This window comes from Acidiferrobacter sp. (genome assembly GCF_054609335.1).
The window spans coordinates 26,348-49,781 of record NZ_JBTRWP010000013.1 but is presented as its reverse complement, the minus strand read 5'-3'; the positions used below and the strand labels follow the sequence as shown (position 1 = coordinate 49,781).

Genomic DNA, 23,434 nt, shown 5'->3' with positions numbered 1-23,434 from the left:
GACGAGCGCGGGCGCAACGTGGTCGTGCTCACGGGGCACTGGACACTACGTGGCATCGACGGGCGCGCCGGGGTCTTGGCCTCGGAGCTGCGAAGATACGTTGAAGAGGGCAACCAAGTCGTCTGGGACTGCCGCGAGGTACAAGCCCTCGATAATGTCGGGGCCCTCGTCCTCTGGCGCCTCCAGGGCTTCACGCGCCGCGGGGCAATCGAGGTCCGCCCCGAACACGTAACACTCTGCGAGAGATGGTCGCAGCGACAAGCGCCCCCCGATACACCTCCACATGTAGGCGCGGGACTGCTCAACACCTTGATGGCGCTTGAGCGCGCGCTTTGGTCGCACGCGCTCGACTTCACGGCGCTCGTGGGCCAAATCGCGCTCGATAGCGGACAACTGCTTCGCCAACCAAGTCGCATCCCGTGGAAAGACATCTCAGCGACCATATACGAGGCAGGAGTGCGCGCGCTCGGTATCACGGCACTGGTCGGGGCGCTCGTCGGGATCGTCATGAGCTATCTTTCAGCGCTTGAGCTCCAGACCTTCGGGGCCCAGTCTTTCATCGTCAATATATTGGGTCTTAGCGTCATGCGCGAGCTCGGGCCACTGCTCGCGGCCATCCTGGTGGCCGGACGCTCGGGTTCAGCGATGGCGGCGGAACTCGGCGTCATGCGCCTCACTGAGGAGCTAGATGCCCTCTCGGCCATGGGTATCTCCCAGACCGTGCGCCTGATTCTGCCGAAGATCGTGGCGCTCGCGATCGCGCTCCCTCTGCTCGTGATATGGACGGACGCCATCGGGCTGCTCGGCGGCATGGTGGCGGCCCACGTCATCCTCGGGATCAGCATACCGAGCTTCCTTCACGCCATCCCATCCGCGGTTCCAGTCGTCAATTTCCTGCTAGGCATCGTGAAAGGGGTAGTCTTCGGCATCGTCGTGGCGCTGATTGCCTGCCACTTCGGGCTGCGCATCCAGCCCAACACCCTGAGCCTCGGCGTGGAAACCACCAATGCGGTCGTCACGGCCATAACCGCCGTCATATTCGTCGATGCCCTGTTCGCAATCGCGTTCCGAGGCGTTGGCCTGCCATGAGCCCAGACATCATCATCGATATGGCTCGTGTCACGACACGTTTCGGGCGACATGTCGTCCACGAGGACATCGATCTGCAGGTCGCTCGCGGAGAGATCCTGGGTCTGGTCGGCGGCTCAGGCAGCGGCAAGACGACCCTCGTGCGGGAGATGATCGGCCTCGATCAACCAAGCGCGGGGCATGTCAGCCTGTTCGGCGAGCGCCTGGATCGGATCGGGCCCGGTCCGCTCGCCATGCTACGCAATCGCTGTGGCGTACTGTTTCAAGGCGGCGCGCTCTTCAGTGCCCTCACCGTCTTCGAAAACGTGGCCTTCCCACTGCAGGAATCGCGCGCCATCGAGCCCGCACTGATCCGTGATCTTGTCTACATGAAGCTTGCACAAGTGGGGCTCGCTCCCGAGGTGGCCTTGCGCCTACCTGCGGAACTCTCGGGAGGAATGGTCAAGCGCGTTGCCCTCGCCCGCGCGCTCGCCCTGGAGCCGGAGCTTTTGTTTCTCGATGAGCCCACGTCCGGTCTCGATCCGGTCACAGCCCAGGCCTTCGTGCACCACCTTCAAGGCCTCCATCGCGAGCTCGGGTTCACGGCCGTAGTGATCACCCATGACCTCGACCTCATGCACGATCTCTGCACGGCGCTCGCGATCCTAGCCGACAATCGCATCGTCGCGCGCGGAACACCGGCGGCGGTCGCCGAAAGTCCGCACCCCTTCGTGGCGACCATGTTCTCGGGTGAGCGGGGACAACGTGTGTTCAGGAGCGCGGCCTTATGAATAACCGATCCTATGCGCTACGCACCGGTCTATTCGTGGTGGTCTTCACCGCGGCCATCCTCATGGCCGTAATCTGGATCGGCGGCAGCCATGAACGCAAGCTCCCCTATATCGTGGTCACCCAAGGCAACGTATTCGGCTTGCGGGCACAATCCACGGTGTTTTATAGGGGGATCACCGCCGGTATCGTCAAACGCATAGCCGTGGACCCGCATAATCCTCGCAAGATCCTGATTGCCATCGCGGTCGACCAGGACATACCGATCACGCACGGCACGTACGCGCAACTGAAACTGCAAGGCGTGACCGGGATGTCCGCGCTTGAGCTGAACACAAACGCAGACATGCGCCCACTGCCGACATCGGCCGCGCATCCCGCGCGCATCCCGATGCATCCGTCGCTATTCTCCCGCTTAAAACACGCCGGCACCGACGCGGCGCGCCAGCTGAATATCCTAAGCCGCGATCTCGAGCAAACCCTGGGCCCCGCCAACCAACGTCATCTGGCCGCGGTCCTCGCCCGCGCTGCGCAGGCGAGTCGCCAGTGGAGCGCACTCACGACGCGGCTTAATCGCGCCGCCGGGCGCCTGCCCGCCATGGAAGACGAGGCCAATCGGACGCTTACGCAGATGGCCGGGCTCACCAGGCAGGTGCGCGCCTTAAGCCAGCACCTGAAAATCTTGAGCCAGACCGCGCAGGGGGCGAGCGATGTCGTGCTAACACGCACGCTTCCGAAGGTGAACCGCGCCCTCGACCGCTTGGCGAGCGCCGCCGCCGATGTTCAGCGCCTCAGCCGCTCGCTACGCCACCACCCCCGCGAACTTCTGCTCGGCGCCCGGCCACGCGCGCCGGGGCCAGGAGAAAAAGGTTACAAAGAGGGTCCTTGAATCATGACGAAAAGTGCTAGCGCGTTTCCCCTCATCCTGATGGTGGCAGGCCTCGCCGGCTGCAGCCTGTTTCCGTCACGCGCCCCGGAAATACTGACCGATCACGACTTCGGGCCGCTGCGCGCCCACGCCGTGCTAGCCGACGCCCCACCCGTCATCGTGCGCGCCAAAAGCCTGCCTTGGCTTTCCGGCACCACCATCCACTATCGGCTGCTCTACAAGGACCCCACGGCCCTCCACATCTACGCGCAGAACCGCTGGGTCGCACCGCCTGCCACCTTGCTGAAGGCACGCGTTCGCTGGCGGCTCGGGGCGATGCCCGCGTTCGGAGCGCAGCCTCCGAGTCACATCGATCGCCTAGTCATCGTGCTGTCGCGCTTCGATCAAGACTTCACGGCGCCGCACCACGCCTTCGTGCGACTTACGGCGAGCGCCCGCCTCTACGATATCGCAACGGGCCAAGTCCTCGCACGCCAGACCGTAAACCTGCGCCAGTCCTGCGCGCCCGATGCGCAAGGTGCCGTGACCGGCTTGAGCGAACTTGCGCGACAGGCAAGCGCCGCTTTCGTGCGTCTTGCCACGCACTCAAGGGGCGTCAAGGATCCAGGTCCTTGAGCTTGCGCGTCAAGGTATTGCGGCCGAGGCCGAGGCGCCGGGCGGCGTCCTGCTTGCGGCCCCCGGTGTGGCGCAACGCAGCCTCGATGAGCGTCTGCTCGAACTGGGTGCTTAGATCCGTATAGACCCCCTTTTCCCCCAGAGCGAGCCTCTGCTCAACGATCATGCGCAGGCCCGCGCGCCAGTCGACGCCCGTTTGTGCAGGATCGACCTCCTTCAGTTCCGGAGCCAGGTCCGCGATGCGAATCGTGCGACCAGGCGCCATGACTGTGAGCCATCGGCATGTGTTCTCGAGCTGACGCACATTCCCCGGCCACGGCAGCTTGCAGAGATACTGTTCGGCCTCCGGCGCGAGGACCTTCGCCTCAACATTAAGTTCGGTCGCCGCGGCGGCCAAGAAGTGCCTGGCAAGCACCGGTATGTCCTGCCGCCGCTCGCGCAACGGCGGTACATGGACACGAATGACGTTCAGCCGATGAAATAAGTCTTCGCGGAAAAGGCCGTCGGCGACGCGCTGTTCGAGATTCTGATGGGTCGCCGCGATCACACGGACATTGGTGCGAATCTTTTCACAACCGCCGACACGATAGAATTGCCCGTCCGACAAGACCCGCAGGAGTCGCGTCTGCAGGTCGGAAGGCATGTCACCGATCTCGTCCAAGAACAAGGTCCCGCCGTCGGCCTGCTCGAAACGGCCGCGCCGCTGCGTCAAGGCCCCGGTGAAGGCCCCCCGCTCGTGGCCGAAGAGTTCCGATTCGAGGAGGCCCGCAGGGATGGCGGCGATATTGAGGGCGATGAAGGCGTTGCGCGACCTTGGACTATGATTATGCAGGGCGCGCGCGACCAGCTCCTTGCCCGTGCCCGACTCGCCATTGATCAGGACCGTAATATGCGAGCCCGATAGCCGGCCGATAGCACGGAATACCTCCTGCATGGCAGGCGCCGCTCCCAGGATCTCAGGGGGCTCCTCGGGGCGCTCGGCATGAGTCACCTGCCCTTGACGCCGGTGCTCTATGGCGTAGCGCGCCAGACCCACCGCGTGGTCGACATCGAATGGTTTCGGGAGATACTCGAAGGCCCCGCCCTGATAAGCCGCCACCGCACTGTCGAGGTCAGAATGCGCCGTCATGACGATCACGGGCAACGACGGCTGGGTGTGGCTTATGGACTCGAGCAGCTTGAGCCCTGAAAGCCCGCTCATGCGGATATCCGTGATCACGACATCCGGCGTCTCATCCCGCAGCTCGTCCAAGGCCATACTCGCGCCCGTGAAGCAACGCGTGGCCATGCCGGCCTGCTGGAAAGCCTTTTCCAGCACCCACCGGATCGATTCATCATCGTCTATGATCCATACGCTATCCTGTCGCGTCATAGTCCTGCCTCAGAGGAAGAAACAACGTAAAAACCGTCCGTCCCGGACGACTCACATACTCGATGAGCCCGCCATGTCTGCGGGCGATGTCCTGAGCGATCGACAGACCGAGACCGCTGCCCTCGGCGCGTCCGGTCACCATAGGGTAGAAGAGGGTGTCGCGGAGGGCCTGCGGCACGCCCGGCCCATTATCTTCGACCTCGGTACGCAACACGAGCTTGTGGCGCCGCTGGCCAATGGTGAACTGCCGCTCGATCCGCGACCGCAATACGACAGTTCGGCTCGAGGACTGCACGGCGTTGCGCACGAGATTCAAGATCGCCTGGACAAGTTGGTCGGGGTCGGCGGCGAACTCCGGGATGCTGGGGTCATAGTCGCGCCGAAAGGCGACATTCTCACCGACCTCCGCCAGCAACAACGATCGGACATGCTCCAATATCTGATGGATATTGACCTGCGCCTGCAGATAGGGACGGGCAGGTTCCGCCAAGCGGTCCACCAGACTCTGCAAGCGATCCGCCTCGCGAATGATGATGCGCGTGTACTCCCGCTCGCTCTCCGTGAGCTTGCGCTCGAGGAGCTGTGCTGCGCCACGCAAACCCCCAAGGGGGTTCTTGATCTCGTGCGCGAGGCCCCTAACCACGGCCCGCTGCGCCACATGCCTATCCATCAATTCCTCCTCTTGCGCTAATCGACGCAGCCGGTCGACCTGAGTGAGCTCGAGTAGCAAAGCGGCGTCACGCCTATCGACATTGCGACCCGGCAAGAGGGCGGTGACCGTCATATCCACGATGGCCTCGCGACCCGGCAACAGTAAGGGCAGGCCACGGCGCGTGAACGAATGGGCGGTCTGCAAGGTATCGGCGAACAGGCTCACGAGGGGGGCGGTTTGCGGCCACAGCCTCTGGAGTTGTTGTCCGACCATCTGCTTGGCGCTCAACTCGAATAGCATCTCGGTCGCCGGGTTCACGGCCTGAAGGCGCAAAGCCGTATCCGCGACAACGACCGCGGTGGTCAGATTCTCTATAATGTTCTCCGCTGGACTCACCACGCTATCCCCTTTGGCAAGATTCGGGCCAGTGACGCATCCCCCAAAATACGCCATTTTCGGGCGCTACGCCCATCCCAAAATGGGGCAAATGCTCTATATTAGTGCATACTAATCCTCTTGCGTTAAATGACAATGAATCTTATTATTGTTAACGTCAACTCACGGGCATCATTCATGTCTTGGTCGCGTCGGCGCTCCGACAGATGGTCCAACCCCTGGCGCTCGGCGTTCGCCGTCATAGGCCCCGGCTTGGTCGTCATGTTGGCAGATACCGACGCAGGCAGCGTGATCACAGCCGCCCAGAGCGGCGCCCAGTGGGGCTATAAGCTTTTACTGCTTCAGGCCGTACTGATCCCCATTCTTTATATCGTCCAGGAATTGACGGTGCGCCTCGGGATCGTCACGGGCGAAGGGCATGGCGAACTGATCGCCAAGCGCTTCGGTCGCGGCTTTGCGTGGCTGTCTGTCGGGACCCTGGCCTTGTCCTGTCTCGGGGCACTCCTCACAGAACTGAGCGGCATGGCCGGGGTCGGCCTGCTGTTCGGGGTACCGCGATGGATCACCATGTTGATCCTCGTAAGCGGTCTCATCACTATGGTGTGGACCGCCTCTTATACCGGGGTGGAGCGGGTGGCGCTCGCGGTCGGCGCCTTCGAATTCGCATTCCTATTCGTCGCCTTCCGCACCCACCAGCCCCTGGGTCCGCTGCTGCGCCAAAGTCTGCAGATCCCGTTCCACGATCCGGGCTACCTCTACCTCGCAGCGGCCAATGTGGGCGCCGTGATCATGCCCTGGATGGTGTTTTACCAACAGTCGGCGGTGGTCGATAAGGGGTTGCGCCTCGATCAACTCAGGATGGCGCGGATCGACACGGCCATAGGCGCGGTCGTGACGCAGCTCATCATGGCTTCGGTGCTGGTCGCAACCGCCGCCACCATAGGGCGCAGCAATCCCCACGCCCCCCTCGACACCGTCCAGCAGATCGCCAACGCCCTGACGCCATTCTTGGGCCAAAGCACCGGCCGATTGCTCTTCGCCTTGGGGATGAGCGGCGCGGCGGCGGTCGCCACGATCGTGGTATCGCTGACGGCAGCGCGCGGCGTAGGAGAGGTCATGGGCTTCAAACACTCCCTCGAGCACCACCCGCGTGAGGCCCCGTGGTTCTACGGGATCTTCACGACCCTGCTCGTGCTCGGCGGGGCACTGGTCGCCTCCAACGTCAACCTAGTGAGCCTCGGGGTCGCGATGGAGGTCATGAACGCGATTCTCTTGCCGATCGTGCTCGGATTCTTGTACCTGCTCGCACGCCACGCCCTCCCGGGAGCTTTGCGCCTCCAGGGGCTTTACGCAGCGTTCGTGCTCGGCGTCATCACCATTACCGCAGGCTTCGGTCTCTATGCTGCGATCCAGGGGATCGTGGTCGCCTAGAGGCCTGCTTTCAGGTCACCCCGAGGTTTGCGGCCTTCTTGCCCAAAAACGGGCGGCGCGCCTCGAGACCGTGGCCGCGCCCTTAGGGGTCTCTTGCAGATCGGGTGAGCGAGCGCCAAGCGAAGTATGCGACCCAAGCCTCCCATCCCGACCAGGGAAGCGCCAAGGCGCGCGCGCAGGCCTCGCTCACGGGGGCCCCGTGGTCCTGGGCGTGAGCCAAGGCGCGCCGTAGCCCAAGATCGGCCGCCGGCCACACCGAGCGGAGCCCCAGACCACGCATCAAGACCATTTCCGCAGTCCACGGGCCTATCCCCGAAAAACGCGTCAAGGCCGCGAGCGCCTGGTCCCCCGGCAGCGCGGCGAACGACGCGAAATCGAGCGCGCCTTCCACGGTGGCCTGCGCCGCTATACGCAGAGTGCGAATCTTCGCGCGACTAAAGTGCAAGGCGCGCAGGACCTCTTCATCAACGCCGGCAAGCGCTTGTGCCTCCGGCATGATCCCGAACCGGGCCGCCCCGAACGTCGCCTCGCGGCCGACCACGTGGACGAGGGCCTGACGCAGGCTGCGGGCAAAGCCCACACCCACCTGCTGACCGATGATGGCCCATACAAGGGATTCGAACGGATCGGCGATCAAAACCGGGCGCGCATGGCGGTCATCCCCGACTAGGCGCGCAAGAATCGGATCGGTCGCCACCAGTTCCTGAAAGGCACCTGCTTCGACGTCGAGCGAAAAGATATGGCGGACCTTGCGCACCGCCTCGGCAAGCGATTTGGCATCGACGCGCGGCCCCTCCACGCGCACCCGAAGCCCCGCTACCACCTGTTCCACACTCACAAGCTCGCACGCCCGACCAGCTTGCCATGCCCGGCGATAAGTGTGGCCATCCACGGACTCGAGGACCGCCGATGGCGACTCGCGCAAGAACGCAAGCGCCGCTCCGAAATCGTAGGCGACGGGAACGGCAATCGTCGTTTGGCGGCTTGGCATGCGCCCAGACTATGCGAAATTTCGGGCCCTGCAAACGCCCGAGACTAACTTGTACATCATATTGTTGGTCTTCGGGGCCACGCCGCGATGGAACGTCGTCCACATCGGACCGCAATTTTTCCCACTGCAAGTCTTCCGCGACGACCTGCCGGATTTTTGGCTGTCGACCTTAGGCTTGGTCAAGCAAGAAACGCGATACGCGGGCCGGCGTCGTCGATCCGTTAGCGAATTGAACGGTCCCCGGCCGACAGGCATGGGCGGCCGAAATCACCAACAAGATCATGGCTCCCCGGCCGATCATAAAGCCATCTCGTATCGATCCCCTTTGCCCAGGAATTGGGGGTCTCAAAGGTATCGGCAACGGCGGAAATCGCTTTTTGGATTTTGAGCTATAACACCGCGCATCCTATGGGCACAGCCGAAGCCTTGGCCGCTAGTCAAGCTGGGGCTCACGGGTCGGAAGACCCAGGCGGGTGCTCGTGGCTAAAGTTCCGCGATACAACCGAGAATCCCGGTCACGCCCTCGACACTACGGCAGCATGCGCAGGCCAGTGCCCGCAGAACCTGAAGCCCCGACTATAGCCGTGGGAGGATTCACTGCCTTGCCCTCACTATCCCTATATAGGTATAATTGAGCGATAAAGCCTTTGTTCTGGGTAGCAAGCGCCAAAAAGGATCTCGGCGCAATGCCGGAAGATGTGCAAGACACCTTCGGTTATGCGCTCTATCTGGCGCAGAGTGGCGGAAAGCATGATCAAGCCAGCCGCTCAAGGGCTTCGGGTCGGCGGGTGTTTTGGAGGTCGTAGAGCAGTCGGAGGGCGGGACATTCCGAGCGGTTTATACGGTACGGTTTGCCGAGGCCGTCTATGTGCTCCATTGCTTCCAGAAAAAATCGACACAAGGGGTCGCAACGCCCAAGCTCGACATCGACAAAATCCGCGATCGCTTGCAAGCCGCCGAACGCCACGCGCAAAGAGGGAATTATGAATAACATTGAACGAGGTTGTGGGAACGTATACGAAGACTTGGGCCATGCCGATGCCGAAGAGATGATGGTGAAGGCCCAACTCGCCGCCAAGATCGGCGAGGTCATCGCGGAACGGCAATGGAGCCAACAAAAAGCAGCCACCGTTATCGGTCTCACCCAACCCAAACTCTCGCAAATGCTACGCGGCCAGTTCCGAGGTATTAGCGAGGCGAAGATGCTCAACGCGCTGGCGCGACTGGGGCTCGATGTCCAGATCATCATTGGGCCCGCACGAACCGATACGACCCGCAAACACGTGGGAATTGTCTTCGCGGCCTAGCCAAGCTCGACTGGTGACACCCCATCGCGTTCGCTTCGCTACCGCCACTGGACCGGTCGCGGTAGGGATGCCGATTTCTCGGCACCCGTGTGTCCTTTTATGGCGGCCGACGAACGTCCAAGAACAGGTTTTTCCGCATACAACCGTCCGAGTTGTGGAGCGGTGGAAGCTTCACCGCGATGAAGCACGAAACTCACGCGATAGCCGTCTAGGCTTGGCGGGAGCAGTTCATCTTGCTTATCCTGCCCCCCGGACACGATAATGAGGGTGTGGGCTGGTCACTGCGTAGCGGGGGCTCGCCTCTCTCATTGGGGGAGCACCACAAGGCCCAGCCCTCAATCTTCCTCGTTCGGCTCCGGTCCACGCCTCAGCGCCAGCACGCCACGTCCACATCCTCCCAACCGAGTAATCGACGCTTCATCTCGGGCCCGCCATCCGAGTAAAAACCGAGCCGTCGGCCCGCCCCCACGACCCGATGGCAGGGGATCAAAAGCGGCAGGGGATTGGCCGCGAGCGCGCTGCCCACCGCGCGCGCCGCCTTCGGGCGCCCTATGGCCTGCGCGATCTCGCCATAGGTTCGGGTCTCGCCGCGCGCAATGGCGCAGGTCGCGGCGAGCACCGAACGCTGGAAGACCGTTTCACGCACGAAACCGATCGGCCCCTCGTAGGGCTCTCCGCCGTCGACGACCGCCCGAACCACATCCTGCAATAGGCGCGGCGCCCCGTCATCCCACGCAAGGGGCGAAAGCCCGCGGGCCTGCGCCCAATCGCGCACCTCGTGCGGACGACCGAGCGACACGAAAAACGGGCAGAGATCGACGTAGGCCATGAAAAGCGTGCCAAGACGGCGGGTTTCGAACGAGGACCAGCGCATGGGACCGTCCCCCGCGACCAACGATCGGTCCCGCTCGCACCAGTCAGTCATCGTCGCGCGCAAACAGAAACGCAGCAGCTGGCAGATCGGCGCGCCGGCGCCAGGCCGCATAGAGCCCGCCGCCGATACCGAGGTAGATGAGAAAACCGTAAGCCGCCATTAAGGTCACCCCCTTTGCCCCCCAGAAGTTTTCACCAAAAACATACACCAAAAGTGGGCCCGCGATCACCAAGGCGGCAAGCGCCGGTCGCGACGGCGGCAGACCGCGGCGCCTTTGAAACACCGGGACCGCGACCATCGCCAGCAGATAAATCATGATAAACCCAAGAGCGGTAAAGACACCAAAAAGATTGATGATGACAAGCGGAGACCAATGCAAGGCGCCTGCCATAACGACAAAGCCACAGATCAAGGCGCCGAGAGCATGCAAGGCGATCGCCGGCGTACCGTGTCGACCGACCTCACCCAGAGCCGCCGGGAGCACCTTGTGCCGACCCATGGAGTACAGGATCCGGCCGAGGCTATTCATGGTGGCGATGGTGGCGCTGAAAGCGGCGATGGCCATGGCCAGATCCGACGAGAAGGCCAAGGCCGGCAAGCCCTCGCGCAGCGCGAGCACGCTGAGCGGTGTCTCGCTGTGCGCAAGCTCCTGGGCATGGCCGCCGAAACCCGTCATCTCGACATAGGCCATGAATACATAAAACACGAGACTCGCGACCACAGCCGCGAGGATGGCCCTTGGGATGTCACGCCGCGGGGCATGGGCCTCGCGTCCGAAGTTCGCCGCCGTCTCGAAGCCGCCATAGGCAAGGATGCTCAGGGTCATCGCCCGAAAAAACGGACCCGCGGCAAACGTGGCCGGATCGAACGCGGCCTTGGGCGCAGGTGCCTGCCAGAGCGTCCACACCCCAATCGCTAAAATGATCAAAAGGGACGCGGCCTCAACGATCAAACTATAGCGCGCGGCCAGATCGACATCGCGCACCGTCAGGGCCCACGACACGCCGGCAAACACCAGAGCAGTCCATGGCCAGGAAAGCGTCATGCCCACGATAGCCAGGGCCTTGGAGACGAACAAGCCACCCACGATCGGTGCGCCGATCACGGCCCCGAAATAGCCCCCGGTCATGGCCCAGCCACTCAACACCCCGGCCAGGGGGTGCAGGGTCCGGCTGACGGAGACGAATAGGGACCCTGCGGCGGGGGCCTCGCGGGCGAGCGTCGCCACCTGCGCGGCCACCAGGATCATGACGAGGCCCACCGCCAGATACACGGCCCAGGTCCAGAGACCGCCCTGTGCCGCCACGAATGAGATCGTCACCGTAGCCATGGCAGAGGGCGTGATGTTCGCGACGGCCTGCCCCAGGATCTCGATGAAGGACACGCGATCGGAGGCTAGGCGCGGTGATGCGGTAGTGATATCGGGCATAGGGCATTGTGCCGGGGATCGATAGCGGACACTAGTGGCCGGGAAGACGCCGCGATCGGCCCCGCCAAGGCAGCCCTCCGGCGGTCTTGAGTGGGCGCTTGTCGAGTAGGGCGAGCTGGCGCACAGTGACACCCATGCGGCACGACGTAGTCCTTTACCAGGGCGAGGCCCTGGGCCGTTACGGGTTCGGCGGCGGCCATCCGTTTGGCCCGGATCGGCTATCGGCCTTTCTCACGGAACTGGCGCGACAGGGTCTCGACCGCACCGTCAAGGCAGCGGCCCCGGTCGCTGCCACGGACGAGGCGCTGTCGTGGTTTCACGACGCCGCCTATGTCCGACGCGTACGCCTCCAGTCGCTGTCCGGCGGCGGCTTCCTCGATCAGGGCGACACGCCCGCCGTCCCCGGCATCTTCGATGCCGCCTCTCATGTCGTGGGATCGGTCCTGGCTGGCGCGACCCTCTTGCTACGGGGAGAGGCCTCGCGGGTCTTCGTGCCCATCGCGGGACTCCATCATGCCCGCCGCACGGGCGCGGGTGGCTTCTGCGTCTTCAACGATATCGGGGTCTTGATCGAGGCCTTAAAGCGCCAAGGACTGACCCGGATCGCCTATGTAGATATCGACGCGCACCACGGCGACGGCGTTTATTACGACTTCGAGGACGATCCCTGCGTCTTTAGCGCCGACATCCACGAAGACGGTCGTTTCCTCTACCCCGGGACCGGTGGGCGCGACGAGAGCGGCCGGGACGCGGGCGCGGGACGCAAGCTCAATATCCCGCTCGCACCTGGCGCTGGCGATCGCGAGTTCCTGGCCGCCTTTGACGAGGTGGAGGTACTCGTGCGCGCCGCACGCCCCGAGATCATCCTGCTCCAGGCGGGCGCCGATAGCGTCGCCGGCGACCCGCTCGCGCACCTCGCCCTGACACCCGAGGCCCACCGCCATGCCGCAAAGCGTCTCTGCGCGCTTGCCGGCGAATACGCGCAAGGACGGGTGCTGGCGATGGGCGGCGGCGGATACAATCGCGACAATCTCGCGGCGACGTGGACTGGAGTCGTGCGGGAACTGCTAGCCTCCCGCTGACGATTCAGGTGGATATATCCGTGACCTGCCCGCGATCACCTGCGGGCGCGAGCCCGGCGGCGGCGGGCGGGGAAACGCTCACTGCCGCCCAAACCGACGTGACTCGGACTGCGGGCATGACAGCCACGTTCGCGGGCGGTGTGGCCCCTCAGGGCTGGGCCTTCAGCAAGGCGAGCAGCGTCTCCTTCACAGCCACGCGCTGGCTCTGCGGGAGCTCCATCCATAGACGGGCTATGGCGACCGCCTCGTCGCTCAAGGCAGGCTCCCCTCGATAGTGCTCGGACGGTTCGCGTACGGCCACCTCCACCGCCCCCTCGCCAAGCAGCAACCACTCGGCATTGACCCCGAGGGCGCGGGCGATCTCGACCATGCTGCGCGGCCTGCGGACGTGACCGCCCTCGATGAATTGGATGGCCTGCGGACGAATCTTTACGCGCCTCGCGAGCTCGGATTGTGAGAGCCCCACCCGCTCCCGGGCGTAGCGCAGGCGCTTGGCCAGTGTGTCCATGGCGTGAGTCTACAAAAAGCCGTCGGACCGAGCCTTGCCAATGCCCTTGTCGCTACAATACACTTTGTGGCATGGCACCCAGTGCGGAACGAGATTACCTCGCCACTAACCTCAAGCGGGCCCGCCAGCTGCGCGGGCTTACGCAAGACGATATCGCGGCCCTGAGCGGCGTCAATCGCGCCTATGTCAGCGATATGGAGCGTGGTAAACGTAATATCGGGATAGACTGCGTAGGAAGGATTGCCGCGGCCCTCGACGTTCCCGCCGCTTCTTTATTGCTGCCGACCGAGAAGGCCCGCGTACGGGCCCGTAACTCGAAATAAACCCGGCCGCAAATCACACATCAGGACGCGAAGCGGCGCCCGCCCCACCCCAAGAATAGGCGCCGCCTCACCCCTGGAATCAAGAACCCTCGCGCCGGTACTGAGCGGCCGCTCGCGCGCATAAGCGCCTCACGGCGATCGGCGGGCGATCACCGCGCCCCTTTGGCGGCGATCTCCTCGAGCTTGCGTGCGCGGATGATCTGGCCGTCGAGACCAGCGTCCTTCGCGCTTCCGCCGTAGGCGACCGCCATAAGCTGGCTATAGTAAGTCACGGGCATATTGAACTTCGTCCCGTAGCGCTTATTGATCTGGCCCTGATAGACCTCGACGTTCATTTGGCAGACGGGGCAGGGGGTCACGATCATTTCGGCGCCATGATCGTAGGCTGACTCTATGATTTTCTTGATCTGCGCCTGGCTTTTCTCCGGCTCAGAGAAGGCCAGCGCGCCGCCGCAACATGTCACCTTCTGATCATATTTCTCGACCGGCTCGCCACCTACGATCTCAACGAGCTTATCAAGATATTTCGGGTTCTCGAACGACTCGCCCACGATCCCGAAGGGGCGGTTCGTCTGACAGCCGACGTAGCCCGCGAACTTGATGCCCTCCAAAGACTTCACGACCGGTTTCTTCAACTCGTCATAGCCCAGGTCCTCGATCAAGACCTCGACCATATGCCGAACCTCCTGCTCCCCCTTGTACTGGAGATTCATGCCAGCCTCGCGTAAGGCCTCATTGGTCTCGGCAAGCAGATCGCTGTCGTGGGCAAGGCGGTCTTTGGTCTCCCGCGCCCCGAGCCAACAAGCCGCACAGGTGGCCACGACATCCTGGCCCTTATTAACCTGTTCGGAGATCGCGAGGTTGCGAGCGTTCATCACATGGCGCGGCAACTCACCGCCCTCGGCATAGCCGATGGAGGCGCCACAACAGTTCCAGTCCGGGATCTCGTTTAGCTGAACGTCAAGCTTCTTGCACATGGCCTCGACCGATACCATGTAATTGGATGCAGACGTAAGGCGTTCCGACGAACAGCCGGGGTAGAAGGAATATTCTTTTCTTGCCATATGGGGACTCCTCAGGCGGCAAAGCCTTTACGCCGATCCTCGATCTCTCGCGCCTTCTTCAGCATCTTGTGGATGCCCTTCTTGTCCTTACAGCCCTTGTGCGTCAGAAAACCAAAAGGGTTCAGGCGCTTCGCCTTCAACATTCCGATCCCGATGTCCTTCATAGCCCAGGCCCGAGCAATGCCTGTCTTGAACCCGTCCATGAAGTAAAGGCCTACGGATAGCTCGATCTCGTTTACGCGCCCCGACTTCGCAAGATTGTTCCAGAATTTCTTGGCAAAGCGGCGCGTCGGGTTCATCTTGGGGGCGAGCCCCATTCTATGCGCGTAGTTGGCGAGCCCGTGCATTATGTGCGTGATGGGCAGTTCGCGCGGGCAGCGCACGATACAGTTGTAGCAGGACGTGCACATCCACATGGACTCGCTCTTCAAGACTTCGTCGCGTCGGCCGGCGCGTATCATCATGAAGAGCTCCTGCGGAGGATGCTCCCAGGCCGGGCCGAGCGGACAGGAGCCCGAACAGACGCCGCACTGCATGCACATCTTGACCCACTGGCCGTCCTCGACGTTCGCCTCGACTTCCTTCAGGAAATCGTTGCGGTACTGCTCCGCCATTGCCGTGTTGATATCGCCCACTTCTGCCTCCTAGAAGCCCTTGAACGGACTCATGCCGATTTCCTTGATCTTGGCGGCGTAGTCGTTGATGAGCGCCGGAACCCGGCCTATGTCCGCGATGGCGACCTCGAGCGCCCGCACCCGATCTTTCTCTAGGTTGAGGTTTTTCAAGGTGTCGTCAATCTTGCTCATGCGGTAACTCGCAAGCTCCGAGCCTTTCACGAAGTGGCACTGATACTCGTCGCCATGTCGGCAACCCATTAACATGACTCCATCATAGCCGCTATTCAAGGCATCGGTGATCCATATCATGTTCACCGAACCCAGGCATCGGACCGGGATGGTGCGGATGAAGGCGCTCGAGGTATGTCCCGCGACCCCTGCCATATCGAGCGCCGGATAGGCGTCGTTTTCACAGGCGAGCAACAGGATGCGGGGCTTTTCGGAAAACTCGTCCGGCACGTCAATGGCCTTGATCTGGGAACCGACGCTATCAACGGAGTAATTCTCGAAGGATATGACGCGCACCGGGCATGCCCCCATGCATGTCCCGCACCGACGGCAGCGGCTTTCGTTGAACTGCGGATAGCGCTGCTCGTCCTCGTCGATGGCGCCAAACGGGCATTCGACCGTACAGCGCTTGCACTGCGTGCATCCCTCGCGCCGGAACGTCGGGAAACTCAAGTCACCCGATCGTGGGTGAGCAGCGCGCCCAAGGCTTGCGTTCTCGACGGCTTGGATGGCCTTCAGGGCAGCGCCTGTGGCGTCCTCCACCGCCTGCGTGATATCCATCGGCCGCCGCACGGGACCTGCGGCATAGATGCCGGTGCGGCGAGTCTCATAGGGAAAGCATATGAAATGCGAATCGGTGAAGCCGTATTTCAGTTGCGGAATGTCGGGACCCTGGCGGTAGGTGAGGTTCAGCACCGACACGGCGTGCTCGCCCGCCTTCGCGGCGTCCACATCCTCCGCGTCCGGCGGAATATCGATATTGACGCCCGAGTTCGGAACCTGGCCTGTGGCAAGGACCACGAGATCGACGCCCCGCATGGTCGCGGCCTTGTCATCCAGGATCAGGTCATGAAAGTGGACGGTTGCCGAACCGGCGCCATCCACGTCGATCGACCCCACCTTGCCCTTGGTGAAGATCACTCCCTTCCTTTGGGCGCTCCGGTAGAAGTCCTCCCCATTTCCAGGCGTCCGAAGATCGGTATAGATGATGGCCGTGTCTATGTTGGGGTTTTGCTCCTTGAAATACATGGCCTGCTTCATGCTCGTATTACAGCAATGGCCGGAGCAGTACTTAAGGTGGGTACCGGTGGCGTCGCGCTGGCCCGCGCACTGAACGAAGACCACGCTCTTGATCTCCTTCCCGTCCGAGGGCCGCCGCATAGGCTCGCCCTTCGCCGCGGCCGTGCGCGCGAGATCCTCGAGACCTGCCTGGTCGACGACATTCTGGCTCTTGCCGTAGCCGAGCTCGGGAAGCTTGGTCGCGTTGTAGGGACTAAAACCGCTCGCCATGACAATGGCGCCGACATTTTCGGTCGCGGTCTGGCCGCTTTCCGTCGTGATGTCGACGCTGAAACGCCCGGGGGCGCCGCTCGTCCGCGTCGTCGTGGAGTTGAGGTAAACCTTGATATGCGGATCCTGGCTCACCAAGGCCGCGAGCCCCTCGATGCCGGTGGCCTGGGGGTCGGCGAACGGCTCCTGGTACGGGACCCGCTTGTGGAGCTTGGCCATATAGCCACCCAAAGCGCCTGTCTTCTCGACCAAGAGGACGTCGTAGCCGGCGCGGGCCGCCTCGAGGGCCGCGGTCATCCCGGTAATACCGCCGCCCACCACCAACACCCGTTTATCGGTCCCGTGTTCGGCGTTCGGGGTGGGGGCCACCACCTTCTTCGCCTCAGCGCAGCCCATGCGCACATAATCGGCGGCCATTTCCTGGGTGAGTTCGCGGGCCTCGTCCGTGGCGGGCTGCGCCCATATCACTTGCTCGCGGAGATTCACGCGCGAGACCGCGACGTTCTCGAAGCCGAAGGCTTCCGTCTTGGCGCGCCGCGAGCAGGCAGCTATGACCACCCTGTTCACACCCTCGTCGATATCCTTTTGGATCATCGCGATGCCCTGGGCGTTACAAAGAAATTCGTGTTCGCGCACCAGGTGCGCCTTGCCTTCTTTTTGCGCCACCAAGGTCAAGGCCTTGGTGTCCAGCCGTTCACCCAGACCGCAACCTTGGCACACGTACGCGCCGATCTTCATGTCCGCCATATCTTAACCCTCCGCCTTAGCGACGCGGTTCACCACCTGCACGGCGCGCAAAACACTTGCGGTGGCGCTCTGCACCGACCGGTTCACGTCGAGAGCGTTGGCCGCGCAACCGGCGCCGAATATGCCCCCGTCGGTCGCACCCAGCTCTATGAAGCCGCTCGCATCGACTCGCACATCGGCGATCGACCGGACATCGACACTCGGTTCCATGCCGACCGCCAAGACGCACAGGTCGTGGCGATTGTCGTAGCGATGGTAGCCTTCGGTATCAACGCCGTGCAGGATCACATCACCCGTCGCTTCGTCCTCCGTTATGTTGGCGACCTTCGATTTCAGGAAACGAACCGCGGGATCGGCCTGTACCTTCTGATAGAAATCCTCGAATCGATCTATGGCGCGAATATCGATGTAGTAGATCGTCGACTGCGCCTCGTCGCCGAAGTGCTCGCGCATATAGGTCGTCTGCTTCAGGGAAGCCATGCAACAGATACGCGAGCAATGCTTTAAATGATTGCGGTCGCGGGATCCCGCGCACTGGATGAAGGCCACGTTCTTGGCCTCCTTGCCATCGGAGGGGCGCACGATACGGCCCGCTGTCGGCCCACGCGGGTCCGACAGGCGCTCGAACTCCACGCTCGTAATGACATTGGCGAAGCGGTCGTAGCCGTAGGGCTGAATCTTAGCCGCGTCATAAGGCCGCCAGCCGGTCGCCCAGACCACGGCGCCCGCACTTAAGGTGATGGTCTCGGGTTTCATGTCGAGATCGATGGCGCCGTATTTGCACGCGGCCTTGGCCTTCTCGGCGTCGGCCGTGCCGAGGATCGAAGGATCAATCACATAACGCTGGGGATAGGCCATCAGCGAGGGTAGGTAGGCCGCCTTCATGCGGCTCATACCGTAATCGAAGGGGTTGGGAATCTCGGCGGACACCGCCTGGCCGCATTCGCCGCAGGCCGTACAGTTGTCGTTCACATAGCGTGGGTGGAGGGTTACCGAAAGTTTGTAATCGCCGGCGTGCCCCTCGATCTTGCGGACCTCGGCCTGCGTCAGCACCTTGATGCGCTTGTTGCCTCGTAAGCGACGGAGATTGATCTCCATGCCGCAGGTGGGGTGACACAATTTCGGGAAATACTTATAGAGTTGGCTGACGCGGCCCCCTAACGAAGGCGCCCGCTCAAGCAGGATGACGTTCTTGCCGGTCTCAGCGGCCTCGACGGCAGCGGTCATGCCGCTTATACCGCCGCCCACCACGACGATGGTCTCATGTGTTGCGACTACATCCGCCATTAAGCGACCTCCTCAGGGGTGCGTTCACCCAAAGCCAGCTGCGGCTCGCGCCGGTAGGGGACGTGCACTTTATACGCTCAAATAGCCCGTAAGAGCCACAACCAACATTAGAAAATTTCTATGAGGCCATAAGAGAGAGTCGACGAGCGCCGGGACGAGCGACCACGCTGCCAGCGCGGGAAGAACCCCGCGGTCCCGCATGATCGATTCCATTGTGGAGAGACCTGGGGTACCCGTCAATCGCTTTTCGGGGACATGATGATTTTGGCATACTGGGAAGGTCTGCGGGGCAACACACAGAGGGACACGTGAAAACAAACGTCATGAGAACCGAGGCCCTCCTCATCACGAAGGAGCCCTACTACGAGCCCCAAGGCGACGAGATTGCTCTATTCGAAGGGGCCTATCGCAATAAAATTCCGGTACTCCTGAAAGGCCCCACGGGCTGCGGCAAGACGCGATTCATGGAGCATATGGCGTGGCGCCTCAAGCGCCCGCTCGTGACGGTCTCCTGCCACGATGATCTCACGGCCTCGGATCTCGTGGGACGCTATTTGATCACCGCGGGCGAAACCGTATGGATCGACGGTCCGCTTGCGCATGCGGTGCGCGTGGGCGGGATCTGTTATTTGGATGAGATCGTGGAGGCCCGCAAGGATACGACCGTCGTCATCCACCCCCTGGCCGATGATCGGCGCACCTTGCCGATCGAAAAAACCGGAGAGGTCTTGAACGCACCCCCCGAATTCGCCTTGGCGATTTCGTACAATCCGGGCTACCAGAGCGTATTGAAGGATCTGAAGCAAAGCACCCGCCAGCGCTTCGTCGGCCTTGAGTTCGATTACCCGTCGGCCGATCTCGAAAAATGCATTGTCGACCACGAAAGCGGGGTCGGCGACGAGATCGCCGCCAAGCTGGTCCGTTTCGCGGCCATGACACGCAACCTGAAGGGCAGCGGTCTCGAAGAAGGCGCAAGTACGCGGCTCCTCGTGCACGCCGCCAAACTCATGGCTTCAGGAATCAGTGCCCAAGCCGCGTGTCGCGGTGCGATCGCCCAGGCCCTCACCGACGACCCGGAGATGCTCGCCGCTATCCATGAACTCAGTGCCTCGCTCTTTTAGCGGCCACCACCGCGCGCACGGCCGCCGCGTCCAGACGATAACGGCAGACCTCCGCGCCCTCGTGGACCAATACCGGAACCGCGAGACCGTAGCGCTCCTCGAGCGCGGGGTCGCTATCGACATCGACCATGCGGACGACAAGACCGGTCTCGGCGGCAATCGGGGCAAGGGCTTGCGCCATTTCTTCGCAGAGGTGGCAATAGGGACGGTGATAAAGGACGATCTCCATGGCCTTGAGGATAACAGAAAGGAAGCGCGCGCGTTGCGGGGCCAGCCTGTCTGTCAGGGGTGCACATAATGGCCAATTCCCAAGCCCTGACGGCCGCAGAGATCGAGGACTGGCTTGATGAGGAGCTCGACGCAGCATTGTCACTGCGCCGCACAAGCCATGCGGCCGCCGTGTCGCTTGCCTCGCTCGCTCGGGACCAGCAGGACTTCGCACGCCACTGGATCGCTATTGTCGCCAAGACCAATCCCGAGCTCGCGTTCCATCTCGCAAACCGCGCCGCCGATGGCCTGAAACGCATGACCCAAGACGACACTGAGGCCTGGATCATCCAGGCGATGGACGTCTACGATAAAATGGGGCTGTATCCCGCAATCGCGGCCCTAGGCGCGGTCGAGGCCTTTGCCACCGCGCGCGCCGAGCGCGGGCGCGCGGTCACGCTCGAGGATGTGGGCCCTATGCTGGAGCTCTTCCTGCAAGCCCTGTCGGGTAGGCGACTTCGCCTGGAGGTCGGCGAGCACGCCTTCACCGACACGACACGCCTCTTTCTGCCCGCATCGATCGCGTGTCGCCCGACGCGGGCAGAGAATCTGCGCCTCTACAAAGCCATGGCTGCCCACCTCTGGGCGCAGACGTGGTTTGGGACCTTTCCAGGCCGCGATCCGGAGCGGCTCGTGACATGCTGCCACGCCTTCCCCGACCCGGACTACGCCTGTGCACTCTTCCATGCCCTGGAGACCATCCGGCTGGACGCCTGTCTGGCGCGCGAGCTCCCCGGGCTGTATCGCGAACTGCGCGCCCTTCACGACCGTCCGCCAGCCGCCCAAGCATGGCGGCCCTGGATTGCCCGCCTGGAAACGGCAGACGCGACCGTCGACGCAACTTATGATGCCTTGACCGCCCTGTACGGCGAACCCATCCCCGAACCCCGTCCCTACCAGGGGGTGCTCGACGGTGGCGCCGTGGCCGCAGCACTCGCCGAACGCATCGAACAAGAGCGCGTGGCCCTGCAAAACGCCCTAAAGAAGCTGCTCGCTGGAAAGATGCCGCCGCCCCCGGGCCAAGACGAGCGCCGATTTGCCGCGGGCAAGGAACAATCCGACCACAGCGAGACTACGCTGCTCCTCGACGGCGAACAGCTCGCCACGCCTCCGGATGTGCGTGCCCTGATGCAATCGATCACCCAGGATCTCGGTGACATCCCCGACGAATATCTGGTGCCTGCGGGTGATGGGGGCTACGCCCCCGAAAGCGTGAAGAAGGCCGAGGACGTCTGGAAGGGTACTTACCACGAAGAGGGTGCCTTCCTCTACAACGAATGGGATTACAAGCGTCAGCATTACCGCAAGGAGTGGTGCGTCCTGCGCGAGATCGACGTCCATCCCGTGGACGAACCATTCGTGGCGGAGACCTTGCGCAAGTATGCGGGGCTCTCGGCAAGACTACGCAAGACATTCGAGGCCTTGCGCGGGGAACACGCCGTGCAGCGGCGCCAGAAGCACGGCGATGAAATCGACTTCGACGCCTTGATCGAGGGCTACGTCGACCTGCATTCGGGGCGCGAGCTTCAAGACGGACTTTTTTTGCGCAACAAGCGGCTGGCGCGCAACATCGCCGTCATGTTCATGGTCGATATGAGCGGGTCCACCAAGGGTTGGATCAACGATGCGGAGCGCGAGTCGCTCGTACTGCTCTGCGAGGCCCTTGAGATCCTGGGCGACCGATACGCGATCTATGGCTTCTCCGGCATAACGCGCAAGCGCTGCGAGATGTATCGCGTAAAGCGCTTCGACGAGCCGTACAATAAAGACGTCCGGGCCCGCATCACCGGCATCAAGCCGCAGGACTATACCCGCATGGGGGTCGCGATCCGGCATCTCTGCGGCATCTTGAAGGGTGTCGAGGCGCGTACCAAGCTGCTCGTGACCCTCTCTGACGGCAAGCCCGACGATTATGACGGCTACCGGGGAGAATATGGGATCGAAGACACGCGGCAGGCGCTTCTCGAAGCCAAACGCGACGGCATCCACGCCTTCTGCATCACCATCGACACGGACGCGCGCGACTATCTCCCGCATATGTACGGCGCCGCCAACTACGCACTGATCGACGACGTGCGCAAACTCCCCCTCAAGGTCTCCGACATCTACCGCCACCTGACAAGCTGAGAACGCGGAACGCGTCGCAGCAACTGCCTGGGGCGGGCCGGTAGCGCATAACCACAAGCGACGCGGGCGGCCGCAGCCAGACACACTGGCCGCACCCGAATCCGTCGAACGTCCTACCAGCCTTGCTGGTCCCCGACCTCTGGAATACATTGGGCCGTCCATCATGGGGAGTGCCGACATGAGTACATCATCCCGATTATCCCGACGCGCGTGGCTGAAGACCATGATCGTGACGGCCTCGGGAGCGGCCGCGCTGCCCTTGCTCGGGCGTGCCGCGCAGGCCGCGCCCGCCAAGGTATCGAAAGCGATCGCGCACTACCAAGATCATCCCAACGGCCGCAAGATGTGTAGTATGTGTCGCTACTTCATCCCTGCAGGCGGCACCCGTGGGCACGGAATGATGGGCGGGGCCATGGGCCCCGGCATGATGCGGGAAGGGCACTGCCAGGTAGTGCTGGGGCCGGTCAACCCTCGTGGCTACTGCCTCCTCTATCAGCACGCCTGACGAGAGATTCTTGCGAACGGGCCTGCTTGCGCGGCCCTATCGGCGCAAGCACGGGATATCAGCGGCGGACGGGGTCTTGGCAAGGGCGTGGTCCTGTATTATGCGGCGCGGCCCCTCCGGACAAAAAATTGGAGGGTCCGCCAGTTAGGAGAGATATCGGAACCCGTGATCATCAGACCAGAGAACGTGTAGGTGCGTGATCTCGACCGTTAACCGTACTATTCGGTAAGAAGCTCACCCGCTTGAGCGGGTTGAGAGTGTCACCGGTGTACGATCGTCATCACAGCCGGCATTTGCTGACTGACGATAAAGCCTGGATCGAAGGCGCGATGTTCGTCGCTGAGCGCGAAATCCTGGCGCGACCGCGCAAGCATACGTGCTTTATGGAATGTCTGAACCTACGCTGCACGTGTCAAGAAGTCTCCCGCAAGGCCGCCTCCCAGATCTTGGATCTT

General features: G+C 62.7%; 23 protein-coding genes and 1 pseudogene. 13 read left to right on the top strand and 11 right to left on the bottom strand.

Features of this window, described 5'->3' with window-relative positions; all coding sequences use genetic code 11:
• Positions 1-18: 18 nt before the first annotated feature.
• From ACYCTF_RS05170 to ACYCTF_RS05155, 4 genes are read left to right on the top strand one after another with little or no spacing between them, the layout of a single operon-like run.
• The gene (locus ACYCTF_RS05170) at positions 19-1,089 is read left to right on the top strand and encodes an MlaE family ABC transporter permease (protein WP_461284591.1); all 1,071 of its coding nucleotides are present in this window, start codon (positions 19-21) and stop codon (positions 1,087-1,089) included.
• Positions 1,086-1,859, top strand: coding sequence for an ABC transporter ATP-binding protein (locus ACYCTF_RS05165; protein WP_461282066.1), 774 nt, complete (start codon positions 1,086-1,088; stop codon positions 1,857-1,859). Before ACYCTF_RS05170 ends, ACYCTF_RS05165 begins: the two co-directional genes overlap by 4 nt.
• The gene (locus tag ACYCTF_RS05160; protein WP_461284590.1) at positions 1,856-2,746 is read left to right on the top strand and encodes an MlaD family protein; all 891 of its coding nucleotides are present in this window, start codon (positions 1,856-1,858) and stop codon (positions 2,744-2,746) included. Before ACYCTF_RS05165 ends, ACYCTF_RS05160 begins: the two co-directional genes overlap by 4 nt.
• Positions 2,747-2,749: 3 nt before the next feature.
• Positions 2,750-3,361: an ABC-type transport auxiliary lipoprotein family protein gene (locus ACYCTF_RS05155; protein ID WP_461284589.1), complete on the top strand. Its 612-nt coding sequence runs from the start codon at positions 2,750-2,752 to the stop codon at positions 3,359-3,361.
• Here the strand turns inward: ACYCTF_RS05155 and ntrC are convergent.
• Both ntrC and glnL read right to left on the bottom strand, forming a co-directional pair.
• A complete protein-coding gene (gene ntrC, locus ACYCTF_RS05150; RefSeq protein ID WP_461282069.1) occupies positions 3,342-4,733 on the bottom strand; it encodes a nitrogen regulation protein NR(I) in 1,392 nt (463 codons plus the stop codon). The two genes, ACYCTF_RS05155 and ntrC, sit on opposite strands and share 20 nt — an antisense overlap.
• Entirely contained in the window at positions 4,717-5,784 is a 1,068-nt protein-coding gene (gene glnL / locus ACYCTF_RS05145; RefSeq protein ID WP_461282070.1) for a nitrogen regulation protein NR(II), read from the bottom strand. The genes ntrC and glnL overlap by 17 nt, the downstream gene beginning before the upstream one ends.
• 174 nt (positions 5,785-5,958) lie before the next feature.
• On the opposite strand from glnL, the gene ACYCTF_RS05140 reads away from it, so the two are divergent.
• A complete protein-coding gene (locus ACYCTF_RS05140; protein ID WP_461282071.1) occupies positions 5,959-7,212 on the top strand; it encodes an NRAMP family divalent metal transporter in 1,254 nt (417 codons plus the stop codon).
• A gap of 82 nt (positions 7,213-7,294) precedes the next feature.
• Here the strand turns inward: ACYCTF_RS05140 and ACYCTF_RS05135 are convergent, their stop codons facing one another.
• Complete coding sequence (locus ACYCTF_RS05135; RefSeq protein ID WP_461282072.1) at positions 7,295-8,203, bottom strand: DNA-3-methyladenine glycosylase family protein; 909 nt, start codon at positions 8,201-8,203, stop codon at positions 7,295-7,297.
• A gap of 686 nt (positions 8,204-8,889) precedes the next feature.
• Between ACYCTF_RS05135 and ACYCTF_RS05130 the strand changes: the two are divergent.
• A pseudogene (locus tag ACYCTF_RS05130) lies at positions 8,890-9,194 on the top strand (type II toxin-antitoxin system RelE/ParE family toxin).
• Positions 9,187-9,510 (top strand): helix-turn-helix domain-containing protein, encoded by a 324-nt coding sequence (locus ACYCTF_RS05125; protein WP_461282073.1) that lies wholly within the window; start codon positions 9,187-9,189, stop codon positions 9,508-9,510. Before ACYCTF_RS05130 ends, ACYCTF_RS05125 begins: the two are co-directional and overlap by 8 nt.
• A gap of 367 nt (positions 9,511-9,877) precedes the next feature.
• On the opposite strand, the gene ACYCTF_RS05120 is transcribed toward ACYCTF_RS05125, so the two are convergent.
• Together ACYCTF_RS05120 and ACYCTF_RS05115 are read right to left on the bottom strand one after the other, a co-directional pair.
• Entirely contained in the window at positions 9,878-10,384 is a 507-nt protein-coding gene (locus ACYCTF_RS05120) for a methylated-DNA--[protein]-cysteine S-methyltransferase (protein ID WP_461282074.1), read from the bottom strand.
• Positions 10,385-10,427: 43 nt separating this feature from the next.
• Positions 10,428-11,813, bottom strand: coding sequence for an APC family permease (locus ACYCTF_RS05115; RefSeq protein WP_461282075.1), 1,386 nt, complete (start codon positions 11,811-11,813; stop codon positions 10,428-10,430).
• Between the two features lie 134 nt (positions 11,814-11,947).
• Here ACYCTF_RS05115 and ACYCTF_RS05110 point away from each other — a divergent pair, with 134 nt between their 5' ends.
• Positions 11,948-12,895: an arginase family protein gene (locus ACYCTF_RS05110; RefSeq protein ID WP_461282076.1), complete on the top strand. Its 948-nt coding sequence runs from the start codon at positions 11,948-11,950 to the stop codon at positions 12,893-12,895.
• A 148-nt stretch (positions 12,896-13,043) separates the two neighbouring features.
• On the opposite strand, the gene ACYCTF_RS05105 is transcribed toward ACYCTF_RS05110, so the two are convergent.
• Positions 13,044-13,403 carry a helix-turn-helix domain-containing protein gene (locus ACYCTF_RS05105; RefSeq protein ID WP_461282077.1) on the bottom strand — a complete coding sequence of 120 codons (360 nt, stop codon included), beginning with the start codon at positions 13,401-13,403 and terminating at the stop codon, positions 13,044-13,046.
• A 71-nt stretch (positions 13,404-13,474) separates the two neighbouring features.
• Between ACYCTF_RS05105 and ACYCTF_RS05100 the strand changes: the two genes are divergently transcribed.
• A complete protein-coding gene (locus tag ACYCTF_RS05100) occupies positions 13,475-13,726 on the top strand; it encodes a helix-turn-helix domain-containing protein (RefSeq protein ID WP_461282078.1) in 252 nt (83 codons plus the stop codon).
• A gap of 149 nt (positions 13,727-13,875) precedes the next feature.
• On the opposite strand, the gene ACYCTF_RS05095 is transcribed toward ACYCTF_RS05100, so the two are convergent.
• Genes ACYCTF_RS05095 through ACYCTF_RS05080 form a run of 4 tightly spaced genes read right to left on the bottom strand, consistent with a single transcriptional unit; the run spans position 13,876 to position 18,959 of the window.
• A complete protein-coding gene (locus ACYCTF_RS05095) occupies positions 13,876-14,790 on the bottom strand; it encodes a CoB--CoM heterodisulfide reductase iron-sulfur subunit B family protein (protein WP_461282079.1) in 915 nt (304 codons plus the stop codon).
• An 11-nt stretch (positions 14,791-14,801) separates the two neighbouring features.
• A complete protein-coding gene (locus tag ACYCTF_RS05090) occupies positions 14,802-15,404 on the bottom strand; it encodes a 4Fe-4S dicluster domain-containing protein (RefSeq protein ID WP_461282135.1) in 603 nt (200 codons plus the stop codon).
• 30 nt (positions 15,405-15,434) lie between these two features.
• The gene (locus ACYCTF_RS05085; protein ID WP_461282080.1) at positions 15,435-17,672 is read right to left on the bottom strand and encodes an FAD-dependent oxidoreductase; all 2,238 of its coding nucleotides are present in this window, start codon (positions 17,670-17,672) and stop codon (positions 15,435-15,437) included.
• A 3-nt stretch (positions 17,673-17,675) separates the two neighbouring features.
• Positions 17,676-18,959, bottom strand: a complete 1,284-nt coding sequence (locus ACYCTF_RS05080) for a CoB--CoM heterodisulfide reductase iron-sulfur subunit A family protein (RefSeq protein WP_461282081.1) — start codon at positions 18,957-18,959, stop codon at positions 17,676-17,678.
• 323 nt (positions 18,960-19,282) lie between these two features.
• Between ACYCTF_RS05080 and ACYCTF_RS05075 the strand changes: the two genes are divergently transcribed.
• Positions 19,283-20,080 (top strand): AAA family ATPase, encoded by a 798-nt coding sequence (locus ACYCTF_RS05075; RefSeq protein WP_461284596.1) that lies wholly within the window; start codon positions 19,283-19,285, stop codon positions 20,078-20,080.
• On the opposite strand, the gene ACYCTF_RS05070 is transcribed toward ACYCTF_RS05075, so the two are convergent.
• On the bottom strand, positions 20,061-20,309 hold the full coding sequence (locus ACYCTF_RS05070) for a glutaredoxin family protein (RefSeq protein ID WP_461282082.1): 249 nt from the start codon (positions 20,307-20,309) through the stop codon (positions 20,061-20,063). The two genes, ACYCTF_RS05075 and ACYCTF_RS05070, sit on opposite strands and share 20 nt — an antisense overlap.
• A gap of 68 nt (positions 20,310-20,377) precedes the next feature.
• On the opposite strand from ACYCTF_RS05070, the gene ACYCTF_RS05065 reads away from it, so the two are divergent.
• The 3 genes from ACYCTF_RS05065 to ACYCTF_RS05055 all read left to right on the top strand — a co-directional run.
• Entirely contained in the window at positions 20,378-22,474 is a 2,097-nt protein-coding gene (locus tag ACYCTF_RS05065) for a nitric oxide reductase activation protein NorD (RefSeq protein ID WP_461282083.1), read from the top strand.
• 178 nt (positions 22,475-22,652) lie between these two features.
• A complete protein-coding gene (locus ACYCTF_RS05060) occupies positions 22,653-22,979 on the top strand; it encodes an iron oxidase (protein ID WP_461282084.1) in 327 nt (108 codons plus the stop codon).
• Positions 22,980-23,236: 257 nt separating this feature from the next.
• Positions 23,237-23,434, top strand: a 198-nt coding sequence (locus ACYCTF_RS05055) for a hypothetical protein (RefSeq protein ID WP_461284588.1), incomplete at its 3' end; no start/stop codon positions are given.

Excerpts from the sequence above, each read along its gene's own strand:
- ACYCTF_RS05100 (WP_461282078.1), top strand. The coding sequence starts at position 13,475 with ATGGCACCCAGTGCGGAACGAGATTACCTCGCCACTAACCTCAAGCGG.
- ACYCTF_RS05140 (WP_461282071.1), top strand. The coding sequence starts at position 5,959 with ATGTCTTGGTCGCGTCGGCGCTCCGACAGATGGTCCAACCCCTGGCGC.
- ACYCTF_RS05060 (WP_461282084.1), top strand. The coding sequence starts at position 22,653 with ATGAGTACATCATCCCGATTATCCCGACGCGCGTGGCTGAAGACCATG.
- ACYCTF_RS05110 (WP_461282076.1), top strand. The coding sequence starts at position 11,948 with ATGCGGCACGACGTAGTCCTTTACCAGGGCGAGGCCCTGGGCCGTTAC.
- ACYCTF_RS05070 (WP_461282082.1), bottom strand. The coding sequence starts at position 20,309 with ATGGAGATCGTCCTTTATCACCGTCCCTATTGCCACCTCTGCGAAGAA.
- ACYCTF_RS05075 (WP_461284596.1), top strand. The coding sequence starts at position 19,283 with ATGAGAACCGAGGCCCTCCTCATCACGAAGGAGCCCTACTACGAGCCC.
- ACYCTF_RS05065 (WP_461282083.1), top strand. The coding sequence starts at position 20,378 with ATGGCCAATTCCCAAGCCCTGACGGCCGCAGAGATCGAGGACTGGCTT.
- ACYCTF_RS05135 (WP_461282072.1), bottom strand. The coding sequence starts at position 8,203 with ATGCCAAGCCGCCAAACGACGATTGCCGTTCCCGTCGCCTACGATTTC.
- ACYCTF_RS05080 (WP_461282081.1), bottom strand. The coding sequence starts at position 18,959 with ATGGCGGATGTAGTCGCAACACATGAGACCATCGTCGTGGTGGGCGGC.
- ACYCTF_RS05160 (WP_461284590.1), top strand. The coding sequence starts at position 1,856 with ATGAATAACCGATCCTATGCGCTACGCACCGGTCTATTCGTGGTGGTC.
- ACYCTF_RS05090 (WP_461282135.1), bottom strand. The coding sequence starts at position 15,404 with ATGGCGGAGCAGTACCGCAACGATTTCCTGAAGGAAGTCGAGGCGAAC.
- ACYCTF_RS05085 (WP_461282080.1), bottom strand. The coding sequence starts at position 17,672 with ATGGCGGACATGAAGATCGGCGCGTACGTGTGCCAAGGTTGCGGTCTG.
- ACYCTF_RS05125 (WP_461282073.1), top strand. The coding sequence starts at position 9,187 with ATGAATAACATTGAACGAGGTTGTGGGAACGTATACGAAGACTTGGGC.
- ACYCTF_RS05095 (WP_461282079.1), bottom strand. The coding sequence starts at position 14,790 with ATGGCAAGAAAAGAATATTCCTTCTACCCCGGCTGTTCGTCGGAACGC.
- ACYCTF_RS05105 (WP_461282077.1), bottom strand. The coding sequence starts at position 13,403 with ATGGACACACTGGCCAAGCGCCTGCGCTACGCCCGGGAGCGGGTGGGG.
- ACYCTF_RS05165 (WP_461282066.1), top strand. The coding sequence starts at position 1,086 with ATGAGCCCAGACATCATCATCGATATGGCTCGTGTCACGACACGTTTC.
- ACYCTF_RS05155 (WP_461284589.1), top strand. The coding sequence starts at position 2,750 with ATGACGAAAAGTGCTAGCGCGTTTCCCCTCATCCTGATGGTGGCAGGC.
- ACYCTF_RS05115 (WP_461282075.1), bottom strand. The coding sequence starts at position 11,813 with ATGCCCGATATCACTACCGCATCACCGCGCCTAGCCTCCGATCGCGTG.
- ntrC (WP_461282069.1), bottom strand. The coding sequence starts at position 4,733 with ATGACGCGACAGGATAGCGTATGGATCATAGACGATGATGAATCGATC.
- ACYCTF_RS05120 (WP_461282074.1), bottom strand. The coding sequence starts at position 10,384 with ATGCGCTGGTCCTCGTTCGAAACCCGCCGTCTTGGCACGCTTTTCATG.